At 74.3% G+C, this 14520-nt stretch carries 12 protein-coding genes; 9 read left to right on the forward strand and 3 right to left on the reverse strand.

Annotation, left to right across the window (positions count from 1 at the left end; genetic code table 11):
• The first annotated feature begins 27 nt into the window (after positions 1 to 27).
• Genes ABQ292_RS00255 through ABQ292_RS00265 form a run of 3 tightly spaced genes read left to right on the forward strand, consistent with a single transcriptional unit; the run spans position 28 to position 2046 of the window.
• Entirely contained in the window at positions 28 to 459 is a 432-nt protein-coding gene (locus ABQ292_RS00255) for a hypothetical protein (protein WP_369202025.1), read from the forward strand.
• Positions 380 to 1489 carry an alpha/beta fold hydrolase gene (locus ABQ292_RS00260; protein ID WP_369202027.1) on the forward strand — a complete coding sequence of 370 codons (1110 nt, stop codon included), beginning with the start codon at positions 380 to 382 and terminating at the stop codon, positions 1487 to 1489. Before ABQ292_RS00255 ends, ABQ292_RS00260 begins: the two co-directional genes overlap by 80 nt.
• A 2-nt stretch (positions 1490 to 1491) precedes the next feature.
• A complete protein-coding gene (locus tag ABQ292_RS00265; protein ID WP_369202029.1) occupies positions 1492 to 2046 on the forward strand; it encodes a GNAT family N-acetyltransferase in 555 nt (184 codons plus the stop codon).
• A gap of 30 nt (positions 2047 to 2076) precedes the next feature.
• Here the strand turns inward: ABQ292_RS00265 and ABQ292_RS00270 are convergent, their stop codons facing one another.
• On the reverse strand, positions 2077 to 3711 hold the full coding sequence (locus ABQ292_RS00270) for an ABC-F family ATP-binding cassette domain-containing protein (RefSeq protein WP_369202031.1): 1635 nt from the start codon (positions 3709 to 3711) through the stop codon (positions 2077 to 2079).
• Between the two features lie 82 nt (positions 3712 to 3793).
• Positions 3794 to 4945, reverse strand: coding sequence for an adenylate/guanylate cyclase domain-containing protein (locus ABQ292_RS00275; protein WP_369202033.1), 1152 nt, complete (start codon positions 4943 to 4945; stop codon positions 3794 to 3796).
• A 321-nt stretch (positions 4946 to 5266) separates the two neighbouring features.
• Between ABQ292_RS00275 and ABQ292_RS00280 the strand changes: the two genes are divergently transcribed.
• The 6 genes from ABQ292_RS00280 to ABQ292_RS00305 all read left to right on the forward strand — a co-directional run bounded on the left by ABQ292_RS00280 (position 5267) and on the right by ABQ292_RS00305 (position 13167).
• Positions 5267 to 6208: an ABC transporter ATP-binding protein gene (locus ABQ292_RS00280; RefSeq protein ID WP_369202035.1), complete on the forward strand. Its 942-nt coding sequence runs from the start codon at positions 5267 to 5269 to the stop codon at positions 6206 to 6208.
• Positions 6205 to 6969 carry an ABC transporter permease gene (locus ABQ292_RS00285; protein ID WP_369202037.1) on the forward strand — a complete coding sequence of 255 codons (765 nt, stop codon included), beginning with the start codon at positions 6205 to 6207 and terminating at the stop codon, positions 6967 to 6969. Before ABQ292_RS00280 ends, ABQ292_RS00285 begins: the two co-directional genes overlap by 4 nt.
• Positions 6970 to 7035: 66 nt before the next feature.
• Positions 7036 to 7833, forward strand: a complete 798-nt coding sequence (locus tag ABQ292_RS00290) for an ankyrin repeat domain-containing protein (RefSeq protein ID WP_369202039.1) — start codon at positions 7036 to 7038, stop codon at positions 7831 to 7833.
• Between the two features lie 150 nt (positions 7834 to 7983).
• Positions 7984 to 11895 carry a multifunctional oxoglutarate decarboxylase/oxoglutarate dehydrogenase thiamine pyrophosphate-binding subunit/dihydrolipoyllysine-residue succinyltransferase subunit gene (locus ABQ292_RS00295; protein WP_369202040.1) on the forward strand — a complete coding sequence of 1304 codons (3912 nt, stop codon included), beginning with the start codon at positions 7984 to 7986 and terminating at the stop codon, positions 11893 to 11895.
• Positions 11896 to 11937: 42 nt separating this feature from the next.
• Complete coding sequence (locus ABQ292_RS00300) at positions 11938 to 12132, forward strand: DUF6104 family protein (protein ID WP_369202042.1); 195 nt, start codon at positions 11938 to 11940, stop codon at positions 12130 to 12132.
• 321 nt (positions 12133 to 12453) lie between these two features.
• Entirely contained in the window at positions 12454 to 13167 is a 714-nt protein-coding gene (locus ABQ292_RS00305; protein ID WP_369202044.1) for a metal-dependent hydrolase, read from the forward strand.
• A gap of 114 nt (positions 13168 to 13281) precedes the next feature.
• Here ABQ292_RS00305 and ABQ292_RS00310 read toward each other — a convergent pair whose 3' ends face one another.
• On the reverse strand, positions 13282 to 14475 hold the full coding sequence (locus ABQ292_RS00310; protein ID WP_369202046.1) for an NAD(P)-dependent malic enzyme: 1194 nt from the start codon (positions 14473 to 14475) through the stop codon (positions 13282 to 13284).
• Between the last annotated feature and the right edge of the window lie 45 nt (positions 14476 to 14520).

Here is a 14520-nt window from a genome sequence, read left to right on the forward strand (position 1 = left end):
CGGTCCGCGCACGGAGGAGGTCCGTCGATGACGTCCGGGACGACACCGGGGACACCACAGGGGCCGCCGCTGTGGCGGCAGGCGTTCGACGCCGCCGAGCGGCGCGTCACCCCGCACGCGGACAGCCTGGTCCGGACACCGGGTTTCGCGACGGGCGTCGCGCTGCTGCGGCGTGCGCAGAACCTCGCCCGGGACAGCGCCCGGGGGGTGTCGGCCCGCGCGTGGCACCTCGTCAACCTGCCGGCCGGCTCGGACCTGGCGCGCCTGCGCGCGCAGATCGGCGCCCTGGACCGCGAGGTCCGGCGGCTGACCGTCCAGCTGGAGAACGAGCGGCGCCGTCCCCGGGCCGCAGCCGACACGACCACCCCGGAGGAGCCCGATGCCGACGGTGCCCAGCCCGCAAGCAGTCCTCGACCGCGTGCGGCGCGACGTCGAGCGCAACGCCCTCCGGGCGCGTAACGGCATCAAGCTCGTCGCCGGCGTCGACCGGCCCGGCGTGGGGCTCACGCCCAAGGACGTCGTCTGGCAGCGCGGCCGCACCCAGCTGTGGCACTACCGCAGCGACAAGGTGCGGTACTCCCCGCCGCTGCTCGTCGTCTTCAGCCTGGTCAGCCGCAGCTACATCCTCGACCTGATCCCGGGCAACAGCTTCATCGAGCAGCTGCTCGACGCCGGCTTCGACGTGTACATGGTCGACTGGGGCGAGCCCGACGCCCGCGACGCGCAGAACCGGCTCGAGGACTACGTCGACGACTACATCCCCGCGGCCGTGGAGCGGGTGCGCGACATCTCCGGCGCCGACGAGGTCAACCTCTTCGGTTACTGCTTCGGCGGCGACCTGTCGCTGCTCTACGCCGCCCACCACCCCGACGCGCCGGTCCGCAGCCTCACCGTGCTCGCGACCCCGGTCGACTTCACGAAGATGGGCCCGATGGCCGACGTATTCCGCGGTGGCCTCGAGGTCGACGACGTCCTCGACGAGGACGGCAACGTACCGCCGCGGGTGGTGGTCCAGGGCTTCAAGACCCTCACCCCCACCGCCGAGGTCACGCGCTACGTGACGCTGTGGGAGAAGCTCTGGAGCGACGAGTACGTGTCGGCCTACCAGGCGATGACCGGCTGGTCCGACGACCACATCCCGTTCCCCGGGGCGGCGGCGCGCGAGACGGTGCAGATGCTCGTGCGCGACAACGGGATGGTCACCGACCGGCTGACCGTGGGCGGCGACCCGGTGCACCTGAGCGACATCCGGCTGCCGTTCCTCACCGTGCGCGCCGACCGCGACCACATCGTGCCGCCGGACGCGACCGCACCGCTGATCGACCTGGTCGGCTCGGAGGACAAGCACGAGCTGCGGCTGCCCGCCGGCCACATGGGCCTCGTGGTCGGCCGGACGGCGGCGAAGACGACGGTGCCGGAGATCATCGGCTTCATCCGCACGCGCAGCGACGAGACCGCACCCGGCCCCGCGGTCGGACAGGAGGGGTGAGCGTGGACGTCGTCGAGCTGGAGGCGGCGCACTGCGACGCGCTGGTGCGCTTCTTCGGCGGGTTGTCCGAGGGCGACCTGACCTTCATCGAGGAGGAGGTCACCGACCCCGACGTCGTCCGGTCGTGGACCTCCGGGGGCTCCGGCGGCCGGCGCTGGGTCGTCCTCGACGGCGACGGCGAGGGACAGGAGGTGGCCGGCTACGTCGCCGTCCGCCCGCTGCCGGGCTGGTCGGCGCACGTCGGCGAGGTGCGGCTGGTCGTCTCCCCCACCCGGCGCGGATCGGGGTTGGGCCGCCTGCTGGCCCGCCAGGCGCTCGTCTCGGCGGTCGGCGACGGCCTGTCCAAGCTGGTCGTCGAGGTCGTCGCCGAGCAGGGCGCGGCGCTGGCGCTGTTCACCGACCTGGGCTTCACCGGGGAGGCGCTGCTGCGCGACCACATCCGCGACCGGGAGGGCCACGTGCGCGACCTGATGGTGCTGGCCCACCACGTCGACGAGACCTGGGCCGGCATGGCCACCGTCGGCCTGGAGGACGCGCTCGGCCCGGACCTCAGCTGAGCTCGAGCGTGGGAGGGGTGAGGAGCTCCTTCACGCGGTGACCCGGCCGTCCTCGACGGTGACGCGCCGGGTGGTGGCCACCGCCTCGAGCATCCGGCGGTCGTGCGTGACCAGCAGCAGGGTGCCGGGGTAGGCGGCCAGCGCCTCCTCCAGCTGCTCGATCGCCGGCAGGTCGAGGTGGTTGGTCGGCTCGTCGAGCACCAGGACGTTGACCCCGCGGGCCTGCAGCAGCGCCAGGGCCGCACGGGTGCGCTCGCCCGGCGACAGCGTGACCGCGGGGCGGAGCACGTGCTCGGCCATCAGGCCGAACTTGGCCAGCAGCGTGCGGACCTCGGCGGTCGGCCAGTCGGGCACCTCGGTGCCGAACGCGTCGAGCAGCCGGCGGTCGCCGACGAAGAGCCCGCGCGCCTGGTCGACCTCGCCCAGCCGCACCGCCGGCCCGAGCGAGGCGGCCCCCTCGTCCAGCGGCACCCGGCCGAGCAGCGCGCCGAGCAGCGTGGTCTTGCCCGAGCCGTTGGGGCCGGTGATCGCCAGCCGGTCGCCCCAGTCCACCTGCAGGCTCACCGGGCCGAGGGTGAACCCGCCCCGGCGGACGACGGCGTCGCGCAGCGTGGCCACGACCGCCCCGGCGCGCGGGGCGGCGGCGATGGTCATGCGCAGCTCCCACTCCTTGCGGGGCTCCTCGACCACCTCCAGCCGCTCGATGCGCCGCTCGGTCTGCTTGGCCTTGGCGCCCTGCTTCTCCGCGGTCGCCCGGTTGTGCGCCTTGATGAACTTGTCGGGGTCCTTCTGCTTCTTGACCGCGTCGCGGACGCCCTTGGCCAGCCAGTTGCGTTGCATCCGCGCCCGGGCCTCGAGGTCGGCCTTCGTCCCGGCGTACTCCTCGTACTCCTCGCGCGCGTGCCGGCGGGCTACCTCGCGCTCGGCCAGGTAGGACTCGTAGCCGCCGTCGTGCACCCGCACCAGCTGCTGGGCGAGGTCGAGCTCGACGACGCGGGTGACCGTGCGCGCCAGGAACTCGCGGTCGTGGCTCACCAGCACGACGCCCGCGCGGTTGCCGGCGACGAAGGACTCCAGCTGCTCGAGGCCGGTCAGGTCGAGGTCGTTGGTCGGCTCGTCGAGCAGCAGCACGTCGTGCCGTGACAGCAGCAGCGCGGCCAGCCCCACCCGGGCCGCCTGACCGCCCGACAGCGAGAGCATCGGGGCGTCGGCGGCGACCCCGGGCGCGACCTCGGCCAGGACCTGCTCGAGCCGCTCGTCGAGGTCGGCACCGCCCAGGGCCAGCCACCGCTCCAGCGCCTCGGCGTAGGCGTCGTCGGCACCGGGTCGGCCGGCGGTCAGGTCCTCGGTGGCGGCGTCGAGGGCGGCCTGCGCGGCGGCGACGCCGGTGCGGCGGGCCAGCGCGGCGGTCACGGTCTCGCCCTCGCGCCGGTCGCGCTCCTGCGGCAGGTGTCCGACGGTCGCCGTCGGCGGGCTCAGCGAGATCGAGCCGGACTCGGCCGGCAGCTCGCCGGCGAGGGTGCGCAGCAGCGTGGACTTGCCGGCGCCGTTGACGCCGACCAGCCCGACGACGTCACCGGGGGCGACGACGAGGTCGAGGTCGGAGAAGAGGACGCGGGCGCCGTGGCCGGCGGCCAGGCCGCGCGCGACGAGGGTGGCGCTCATGGAGGTGCTCCCGGGAGGACGGTCGGATCGGGTCGACGTCGCCGGGGCTCACAGCACGGGCCCACGATAGCGCGCGACCGGCTCAGCCGCCCTCGTCGATCCCCGGGTCGGCGCCCTCGAAGAGGCCGTCCACCTCGTCCTCCGGCTCGGCGGCCAGCACGTCGTCGGCCAGCTCGTCGAGCATCTCCTCGAGGGCGTTGTCCTCCTCGTCCGGCGGCCGGCGCTGGACCAGCCACGGCTGGAGCTGGTCGTAGCCGCGCACCGAGACCCGGCGCAGCGGCCGCACCCGGTAGCCGTGCAGCCCGCGCAGGCGACCGGCGAGCACGCGGTCGACGAGCACGGTCCCCGGCCGGGCCAGCGAGGTGAGCCGGCTGGCCAGGTTGACCACCGGGGAGTAGACGTCGCCCAGCCGGGTGAGCACCGTGCCGTAGGCCACGCCCACCCGCAGCGGCAGCCGGTCGTCGGACTCCCAGACGTCGGGCAGGATCAGCGCGATCTCGACGGCGTCGACGGCCGAGGTGGCGGTGTAGAGGACGCCGTCGCCGACGGTCTTGACCACCCGGCCGTGCGAGCGGGCGATCACCTCGGTGGCCGTGGCCTCGAACCCCTCGATCATCGCGCCGAGCTCGCGGCCGTCCATGCCGCGCGAGCGCGAGGTGTAGTCGACCAGGTCGGCGAAGCCCACGGCCAGCTCCCGCCGGTCCCCGGGCGCACCGGAGGACAGCAGCCGGTCGACGTTGGCCGCCAGGTGCCGCCGCCAGACGTAGTCCTGCGTCCGGGTCAGCAGCGGCAGCAGCACCTCGGCCGCGGCGACGGCGTCCGCCGACCCGTGCTCGCGCGCCTGACGGGTCAGCGCACCGGCGAGCATGTCGGTCTGCCAGTCGGCCAGCCGCGACAGCGCCTGGCCGGTGGCCCGCGCGATCGAGGCCTCGGTGCCGGGGTCGATGAAGCCGGTGTCGATGAGCGCCGAGACCAGTGCGAGGGCGTCGACGTCGGCGTCGGTGAAGACGAGGTCGTCGTCGGCGGCGTCGGGGAAGCCCAGTGCCCGCCACAGCCGCTGGGTGCGCTCGGGCGGCATGCCCGCCGCCTCCGTCACCTGCAGCCGGGTCAGCCGGCGCGGCCCGCCGAGCAGCAGGCGCTCGAGCGCGTCCCGGACGTCGGCGCCCGGCTCCGGCCCGCCGGCGTCCCGACCGGCGCGCTCGCGCCCGGCGTCGTCCCGTCCGGCGGTGTCCATGGCGGCCGGGGGCGGGGTCAGTCGGTGGTGTGCACGACGGGCGACGGGTGCGTCCCGCTGACGACCGTCCGGTGGGCGCTCACGGCGGGCACTGTAGTGACCACCGGAGGACCTCTCCGTGCCGCGGGTCACGCGACGGGGGTGGCGCCCCGGCGGTCCCGGGGACGGCGCGCCGACACGCGGTGAACGGCGCGTGTCGCCGTACGTGGGCTGCCGTCGGCGGACCCGGGTGGGCCAGGATGGCCGGTGCACGGGGGCGGACGACGAGGAGGACAGGTCATCGCGACGACGGCCAGCGACCCGGCCGGTCACCGTGGCCCCGTGGGGGTCGAGGTGTCCGGCCTGACCAAGCGGTTCGGCTCCGTGCAGGCGGTCACCGACCTCGGCTTCACGGTGGAGCCGGGCGCGGTCACCGGCTTCCTCGGGCCCAACGGGGCGGGCAAGACCACGACCCTGCGCATGGTGCTCGGGTTGATCACCCCCGACGCCGGCACCGCCACCTTCGACGGCGTCCCCTACGCGGCGCTGCCGGACCCGGTGCGCACCGTCGGCGCCGTCCTCGAGACCGCCTTCCACCCCGCCCGCTCCGGCCGCGACCACCTGCGGGTATACTGCCGCGCCGCGGGGCTGCCCACCGCACGCGCCGACGAGGTGCTCACCGCGGTCGGCCTGGCCACGGCCGGCCGGCGGCGGGCCGGTGGCTACTCGCTGGGCATGCGGCAGCGGCTGGCCCTGGCCACCGCCCTGCTGGGCGACCCGCCGGTGCTGGTGCTCGACGAGCCGGCCAACGGCCTGGACCCGGAGGGCATCCTCTGGCTGCGCGGCTTCCTGCGGCACCTGGCCCACGAGGAGGGCCGGACGGTCCTGGTCTCCAGCCACCTGCTGGCGGAGATGGAGCAGACCGCCGACCGCGTCGTCATCGTCGGCGCCGGCCGGCTGGTGCGACAGGGTTCGATCGCCGAGCTGCGCTCGGGCTCGCAGGGTGCCGGCACGGTGCTCGTGCGCAGCCCGGAGGCCGACCGGCTGGCCGCGGTGCTCGTCTCGGCCGGCCTGTCCGCGCAGCGGGGCGACGACGGCACGGTCACCGTGACGGGGACGACGCCCGCCGGTGTCGGCGCCCGCGCCTTCGCGGAGGGCATCGAGCTGCACGAGCTGCGGGCCGAGGCCAGCGGCCTGGAGGACCTCTACTTCCGGCTCACCGCGGGCCAGGAGCAGTTCGCCGCGGGCTCCCCCGCCCCGACGACCGGGGTGGCGGCCCGATGAGCACCCTCGTCCGCGCCGAGTGGACCAAGCTGTTCACCACGCGCATCTGGATCGGCCTGGTGCTCGGCGCCTGCGTGATGGCCGGCGGCTTCGCCGCGCTGTTCACCGGCCTCGCCGGCGTCGAGCAGGACGGGCGGCCGGGCCTGCCCCCGGTCGGCACGCCGCAGTACGAGGAGGTCGTCTTCTCCGTCGCCGCCAACGCCAGCGTGCTGCTGCTGATCCTCGGCATCATCGGGATGACCCAGGAGTACCGGCACCGGACGGCGACGCCGACCTTCCTCGCCACACCCCGCCGGGGCCGGGTGGTCGCCGCCAAGCTGGTCGCCTACGCGCTGGCGGCGGTCCCCTTCGCCCTGCTCGTGCTGGCCGTCGACGTCGTCGTCGTGCTGCTCTACGCCGGCGCCCGCGGGGACGCGCCGTCACTGTCGGCCGACAACCTGCAGACCCTCGGCGCGGCCGGGCTCGTCCTCGTCGTCTTCACCGTGATCGGCGTCGGCGTCGGCGCGCTGCTGCGCAACCAGGTGGGCGCCATCGTCGGCGCGCTGGTCTACCTGTACGTCATCGAGCCGATCGTCTCCTCGATCGGCGTGCTGCAGGGCGCCTACAAGTGGCTGCCCGGCGGCGCGGTGCAGGCGATCACGTCGGACTTCCAGGCACCGGACCTCCTGGAGCCCTGGCAAGGCGCACTGTTGCTGCTCGGCTACGGTCTGCTCTTCGCCCTCGCCGGCACGGTGTTCGCCGTCCGCCGCGACGTGGTCTGAGGAACGTGTCCCGAGGGCGGGCACCAGCACACCACCGAGGACAGGGGACCCCGGATGACGACCCGCATGACCACGCCGCGTCTGGCGCGGCTGGTGGCCGACGGCGACGCCACGGCGGTGCGCGCGGCGGTCGCCGGCGCGCCCCGGCTGCTGGCCGGCACGGTGGAGCACGCCGGCGAGAGCGGCTGGACGGCGCTGCACCTGGCCGCCGCCGAGGGCCGGGAGGACGTCGTCCGGGATCTGGTCGCGGCCGGCGCCGACCTCACCGCGCGCACCGAGTCCGGGCGCACGCCGCTGCACGTGGCGGTCGAGCACTCCCCCGCGCTGGTCGGCGTGCTGTGCCAGCTGGGCGCCGTGGTCGACGCGCCGGCCGCGGCCTACCTCGACGACGTCGACCGGCTGACCCGCGAGCTCGATGCCGGCGCCGCGCTCACCGACCCGGTCAGCGGCCTGGACCTGCTCGTCCTCGCCGCCGCGGGCGGTGCCGCCGGAACGCTGCGTCTGCTGCTCGCCCGCGGCGCCGACCCCGACGGCGGCGCACTGGCCGCCGCGGCCACGGCCCGGCGGGCCGACCTGGTGCGCGCGCTCCTCGACGCGGGCGCCTCGGTGGACCGGCGCGACCCCGACACCGGGCGCACGCCCCTGCACGACGCCGTCTCGACCGGCACGGGCGGCGACGCGCCCGAGGTGGTGCGCGTCCTGCTGGCCGCCGGGGCCGACGTCAACGCCACCACCAACGACGGCGCCAGCGCCCTCGACATCAGCCGGGTCGCCGCGGCCCGCTCCCGGCGCGTCGACGCAGGTCAGGCCTCCGTCGTCGACGGGCTCGTCGACCTCCTGGTCGGAGCCGGCGCCACCGACTGAGCGAGGACCCCGTCTTCCCCACCCCTCGCGGGCTCGGGGCGCTGCCCTGGACCGGGCCGCTTCGCAACCCATCCGCGTGCAGGTGCGGGCGTAGACTGCCTCCCCGGTCCAGAGACGTCCACCGACGACGACGAAGAAGGCACTCGACCCGTGTCACGCGACAACTCACCCCGGCCGTCCGCCACCACCTCCTCCTCCGCGGTGGCGGGATTCGGCACCAACGAGTGGCTGGTCGAGGAGATGTACCAGCAGTTCCTCGCCGACCCGTCCAGCGTGGACCAGGCCTGGCACGAGTTCTTCGCCGACTACCGGCCGGGCAGCCCCGTGGCCCCCAGCGACGACCGCGAGCACGGCGCCGCCGCGTCGGCGCCCGCCGCCGCCCCCGCCGCGCCGACGCCCGCCACCCCCGCGAAGAACTCGGGGAACGGGGCGGCGGCCGCCGCCCCGGCACCGCAGGCGCCGGCCCCCGCGGTGGCCGCCACCTCCCCCCAGCGGCCCGCCGTCGCCGACGCCGAGGGATCGGCCACCCGGCCCAGCAGCCCGGCCGTCGCCCCGGCCGCGCCGGAGCCGACGCCGCGGTCCACCCCCGTGGCCGAGCGGACCGAGGCCACCGTCGTCGACCGCGCCGCCGAGCGCGCGCCCCAGCAGGCCAAGGCCGCGCCCGCGCCGGAGGCCCCCACACCGAAGGCCCCGGCCGCCGACGGGCCGAAGCAGACGACCCTGCGCGGCGCCGCCGCCAGCGTCGTCAAGAACATGAACGCGTCGCTGACCGTGCCGACGGCGACCAGCGTGCGCTCGGTGCCGGCCAAGCTCCTGGCCGACAACCGCATCGTCATCAACAACCACCTCAAGCGGGCCCGCGGCGGCAAGGTCTCCTTCACGCACCTGATCGGCTACGCGCTGGTCCGGGCGCTCGACGACTTCCCGGAGATGAACGCCGCGTTCACCGAGGTCGACGGCAAGCCGACCCTGGTGCAGCCCGAGCACGTCAACTTCGGCCTGGCCATCGACCTGCCGAAGTCCGACGGCAGCCGCTCGCTCGTCGTCGCCTCGATCAAGGCGGCCGAGACGATGGACTTCGCCCGGTTCTGGGGCGCCTACGAGGACGTCATCCGCCGCGCCCGCGCCGGCAAGCTGACGCTGGAGGACTTCTCCGGCACCACGATCAGCCTGACCAACCCGGGCACCGTCGGCACCAACCACTCGGTGCCGCGGCTGACGGCCGGCCAGGGCGCGATCATCGGCGTCGGCGCCATGGAGTACCCGGCCGAGTTCCAGGGGATGAGCCCCCAGGCGCTCACCGAGATGGCGGTCAGCAAGATCATCACGCTGACCTCCACCTACGACCACCGGATCATCCAGGGCGCGCAGTCCGGCGACTTCCTGCGCCGGCTGCACCAGCTGCTGCTCGGCGAGGACGGCTTCTACGACGAGGTCTTCCGCTCCCTGCGCCTGCCCTACGAGCCGGTGCGCTGGATGCCCGACGTGCGGGTCAGCCGCGAGGGGCAGATCGACAAGGAAGCCCGGGTCATCGAGGTCATCGAGGCCTACCGGCGCAACGGCCACCTCATGGCCGACACCGACCCGCTCGAGTTCAAGGTCCGCAGCCACCCCGACCTGGACATCCTCCAGCACGGCCTGACCCTGTGGGACCTCGACCGCGAGTTCCCGGTCGGTGGGTTCGCCGGCGAGCGGACCATGGCGCTGCGCGACATCCTCGGCGTCCTGCGCGACTCCTACTGCCGCACCGTCGGCGTCGAGTACATGCACATCACCGACCCCGAAGAGCGCCAGTGGCTGCAGGAGCGCATCGAGGTCAAGCACGCCGCGCCGGACCGCGAGAAGCAGAAGCACGTGCTCGGCCGGCTCAACGCCGCCGAGGCGTTCGAGACCTTCCTGCAGACGAAGTACGTCGGTCAGAAGCGGTTCAGCCTCGAGGGCGGCGAGTCGGTCATCCCGCTGCTCGACGAGGTGCTCATCGCCTCCACCGACCACGACCTCGACGAGGTCGCGATCGGCATGGCGCACCGCGGCCGGCTCAACGTGCTGGCCAACGTGCTCGGCAAGAGCTACGCGAAGATCTTCGGGGAGTTCGAGGGCAACATCGACCCCGGCACGGTCCAGGGCTCCGGTGACGTCAAGTACCACCTGGGCGCCGAGGGCACCTTCCGCAACCCGTTCCGGTCGGGCGCGGAGATCGCCGTCTCGCTGGCCAGCAACCCGTCGCACCTGGAGACGGTCAACCCCGTCCTCGAGGGGATGGTCCGCGCCAAGCAGGACATGATCGACAAGGGCGAGGGCGGCTTCACCGTCCTGCCGGTCCTGCTGCACGGCGACTCCGCCTTCGCCGGCCAGGGCGTGGTCCAGGAGACGCTGAACCTGTCGCAGCTGCGCGGCTACCGCACCGGTGGCACCGTGCACGTCGTCGTCAACAACCAGGTCGGGTTCACCACCAGCCCGGCCGCGGCCCGCTCGAGCCTGTACTCGACCGACGTCGCCCGGATGATCGGCGCCCCGGTCTTCCACGTGAACGGCGACGACCCCGAGGCCTGCATCCGCGTGGCCCGGCTGGCGATCGAGTACCGGCAGGCGTTCAAGAAGGACGTCGTCATCGACCTCGTGTGCTACCGCCGGCGCGGGCACAACGAGGGCGACGACCCGTCGATGACCCAGCCGCTGATGTACGACATCATCGACCGCAAGCGCTCGGTCCGGAAGCTCTACACCGAGGCGCTGGTCGGCCGCGGGGACATCACCCTGGCCGAGGCCGAGGAGGCGCTCAAGGACTTCCGCGACCAGCTGGAACGGGCCTTCGCCGAGACGCACGACGCGCAGGACTCCTCCAAGCCGCAGCCGGTCATGGACCCGCGCACGCCGGAGCAGTCGACCGTCGAGACGGCGATCAGCACCGAGGTCCTCAAGACCATCGGCGACGCGCACGTCTCGTTCCCGCAGGACTTCACCGCGCACCCGAAGCTCAAGCGCATGCTCGAGCGCCGTGCCGCGATGGCCAGCGAGGGCGGCATCGACTGGTCGATGGGCGAGCTCCTGGCCTTCGGGTCGCTGCTCGTGCAGGGCGTCCCGGTGCGACTGGCCGGGCAGGACTCCCGCCGCGGCACCTTCGTGCAGCGGCACGCCGTCCTCATCGACCGCGACTCCGCCGCCGAGTACACGCCGCTGGCCAACCTCGCCGAGGGCCAGGCGAAGTTCTTCGTCTACGACTCGCTGCTGAGCGAGTACGCCGCACTCGGCTTCGAGTACGGCTACTCGGTGGCCAACCCGAAGGCGCTGGTGCTCTGGGAGGCGCAGTTCGGTGACTTCGTCGACGGCGCCCAGATGGTCATCGACGAGTTCATCAGCTCCGGTGAGGCCAAGTGGGGGCAGCGCTCGGGTGTGGTGCTGCTGCTGCCGCACGGCCTTGAGGGCCAGGGGCCCGACCACTCCAGCGGTCGCATCGAGCGGTTCCTGCAGCTGTCCGCGGAGAACAACATGACCGTCGCCAACTGCACGACCCCCGGCAACTACTTCCACCTGCTCCGTCGGCAGGCACTGTCGGACGTGCACCGGCCGCTGGTCGTGTTCACGCCCAAGTCGCTGCTCCGGGCCAAGGCCGCGGTCAGCCCGGTCGCGGCGTTCACCGACGAGGGCTTCCAGCCGGTGCTGGCCGACCCCGGCGTGGGCGGCGAGCCGCTCGACGGCGGCGCCGTCCGCCGGGTGCTCCTGTGCAGCGGCAAGGTCGCCTACGACCTGCTGGCGCAGCGGGAGGCCGAGGGCACCGCCGACGTCGCCGTCGTCCGGGTCGAGCAGCTCTACCCGCTGCCGACCGAGCAGATCCGCCAGGCGGTCGGGCGCTACCCGAACGCCACGGACCTGGTGTGGGTGCAGGAGGAGCCGGCCAACATGGGCGCCTGGTCGTTCATGGCCCTCAATCTGCCCGAGCACCTCGACGGGCGGACGCTGCGCCGGGTCAGCCGTCGCGCCTCGGCCAGCCCGGCCGTCGGCTCGGCGAAGGTGCACGAGGCGGAGCAGAAGGAGCTCGTCGCGCAGGCCTTCGCCGACTGACGGGCCTGCCGACCGTGCACTCCACACGAGGACGTCCCGGCCGTGTACTTCACTGATCGTGGTCTGGAGGAGCTGGCCGGCCGGCGGGGCGAGGAGCAGGTGACCCTCGCCTGGCTGGCCGACCAGCTGCAGGCCTTCGTCGACCAGAACCCGGACTTCGAGGTGCCGATCGAGCGGCTGGCCACCTGGCTGGCGCGCGGCGGCACCGACGACGTCGACGACGAGCCGGACGGCTGACATCACGGCGGACGCCACGGTCGAACGGACGACGGGCAACCGTGACCGGGCCGGTCGCGCCCTCCTGTGGCTTCGCCGCCCCCGGCGCCGCGGCGTCCGCCGTCTCGGCTCCCTGGGCCGTCATGCGGACGCGGCCACACTCGTCGCGCGGGACGGCGCCCTCAGCCGCGTGCTGATCGCCGCCCACGTCAGCTGACGGGCCTGGACCACGTCCCCGGCCCTGCACCGCCCCTCCCCGTCCGGCGGCCGAGGTCCCACGCAGACACGCCGAGACGCGGCAGCCTGCACCTCGGGTGTGCCGCAGAGCGGCACGCTGCGCAGGTGCTCGGTCACTCGCACGCCCTGTCCGGCCTCGCGGCGGGTGCCGCGACCCTCCCCTGGGCCCCGGTCCAGGGCACCGTGGCCCAGGTCGCCTGGGTCGCCGCCGCCGGCGGTTTCGCGATGCTGCCCGACCTCGACCACAGCGGCTCGACGGTCTCGGACATGTGGGGGCCGGCGACCGACGTCCCGTCCGGGGCGGTCGGCCGGCTGGCCGGCGGGCACCGCTGGGGCACCCACGACGCGCTGCTCGCGCCGATCGCCTCCGGCGCGCTCGCGCTGGCCGCGGCCAGCCTGTTCTGGTCGAGCCTGCTGGTGATGGCCCTGGCCATCGGGCTGGCGCTGCGGGCTCTGCACTTCGTCATCCCGGGCCGGGCGGAGAACACCGTCATCGGCAACCTGGTGCTGTCCTGGGGTGGCGCCTGGCTGCTGCTCGCGCACACGCCGCAGCCCACCTGGCTGCCGTGGGCGGTCGCGCTCGGCGTCCTCACGCACATCGCCGGCGACCTGGTCACCAAGCAGGGCGTGCCGGTCCCGCTGCTCTGGCTGCTGCGCCGCAAGCGGCTGGCCCTGACCCCCATGCGCACCGGGACGACGCTGGAGAAGGCGGTGCTGGCGCCGCTGTTCCTCGGGGTCGCGATCTGGTTCGTCTACGCCAACACCGGCGCCCGCGAGGTCCTCGACCCCTACCTGCAGGCCCTGCGCGACCTCGGCTGAGTCGGCCCCGTCCCGGGTCCCGCCCCGAGCGTGCGAGGGGTGGGGAGCACGGGCGGCCTCCCTGCGCGGGCCCGCCGTGAGCCTGCGAGTGGTGGGGGGCAGGGAGGTCCTCCGTCAGACGGTGACGTCCTCCGTGCGGGCGCAGGCGGCGACGGCCTCGGCGACCGCGGTGGCCACCCGCCGGTCCAGCGGGCTCGGGACGATGTAGCCCGGCGCGAGGTCGTCGCCCACCACGCCGGCGATCGCCTCGGCCGCCGCGATCTTCATCTGCTCGGTGATCGCCGTGGCGCCGGCGTCGATGGCGCCACGGAAGACCCCCGGGAAGGCCAGCACGTTGTTGATCTGGTTGGGCAGGTCGCTGCGCCCGGTGGCCACCACCGCCGCGTACCGCGCCGCCATCTCGGGGTCGACCTCGGGCGTGGGGTTGGCCAGGGAGAAGACGATGCAGTCCGGCGCCATCGCGGCGATGGCCGCCTCCGGCACAGAGCCGCCCGACAGACCGAGGTAGACGTCGGCCCCCTCCAGCGCGCCGACCATCGTGCCCGCGTAGCCCGCCCGGTTGGTGTTGTCGGCGACCCACCGCTTGACCGGCGTGAGGTCGTCGCGGCCGGTGTGGATGACACCCCTGGAGTCGGCGACGGCGAGGTCGCCGATCCCGGCCTCCAGCAGGATCTTGGTGCAGGCCACCCCGGCCGCCCCGGCCCCGGCGACGACGACCCGCAGGTCCCCGAGCCCGCGGCCGGTCACCCGCGCGGCGTTGCGCAGCGCGGCCAGGACGACGATCGCCGTCCCGTGCTGGTCGTCGTGCATGACCGGGATGTCGAGCCGCTCGCGCAGCCGCTCCTCGATCTCGAAGCAGCGGGGCGCGCTGATGTCCTCGAGGTTGATGCCGCCGAAGGACGGCGCGATCGCCACGACCGTCTCGACGATCTGGTCGACGTCGGTGGTCGAGAGCACCACCGGCACCGACGACAGCCCGGCGAACTCGCTGAAGAGGCAGGCCTTGCCCTCCATGACCGGCAGCGCCGCGGACGGGCCGATGTCGCCCAGCCCGAGGACGGCGGTGCCGTCGGAGACCACGGCCACCACGCGCGGCGCCCAGGTGAACCGGCGGGCCAGGGCGGGTTCGGCGGCGATGGCGCTGGAGACCCGGGCGACACCCGGGGTGTAGGTCAGCGCGAGGTCCTCGCGCGACGCGATGCCGCGGGTCGGCCGGACGGTGAGCTTGCCGCCCTCGTGGACGGCGAACGCCGGGTCGTGTCCGAAGCGGTCCGCACTGTCCTCGGTGGAGCCCGTCTCTGCGCCCATGGGACCTGGAGGGTAGTCCTGTGCCCCCTCTCGCCGCCCGGCGCG

It is taken from the genome of Geodermatophilus maliterrae (genome assembly GCF_041018925.1).
Classification (GTDB): Bacteria; Actinomycetota; Actinomycetes; order Mycobacteriales; family Geodermatophilaceae; genus Geodermatophilus; species Geodermatophilus maliterrae.

Coding starts and splice junctions, on each gene's coding strand:
- ABQ292_RS00260 (WP_369202027.1), top strand. CDS start 380: ATGCCGACGGTGCCCAGCCCGCAAGCAGTCCTCGACCGCGTGCGGCGC.
- ABQ292_RS00285 (WP_369202037.1), top strand. CDS start 6,205: ATGAGCACCCTCGTCCGCGCCGAGTGGACCAAGCTGTTCACCACGCGC.
- ABQ292_RS00275 (WP_369202033.1), bottom strand. CDS start 4,945: ATGGACACCGCCGGACGGGACGACGCCGGGCGCGAGCGCGCCGGTCGG.
- ABQ292_RS00310 (WP_369202046.1), bottom strand. CDS start 14,475: ATGGGCGCAGAGACGGGCTCCACCGAGGACAGTGCGGACCGCTTCGGA.
- ABQ292_RS00255 (WP_369202025.1), top strand. CDS start 28: ATGACGTCCGGGACGACACCGGGGACACCACAGGGGCCGCCGCTGTGG.
- ABQ292_RS00290 (WP_369202039.1), top strand. CDS start 7,036: ATGACCACGCCGCGTCTGGCGCGGCTGGTGGCCGACGGCGACGCCACG.
- ABQ292_RS00270 (WP_369202031.1), bottom strand. CDS start 3,711: ATGAGCGCCACCCTCGTCGCGCGCGGCCTGGCCGCCGGCCACGGCGCC.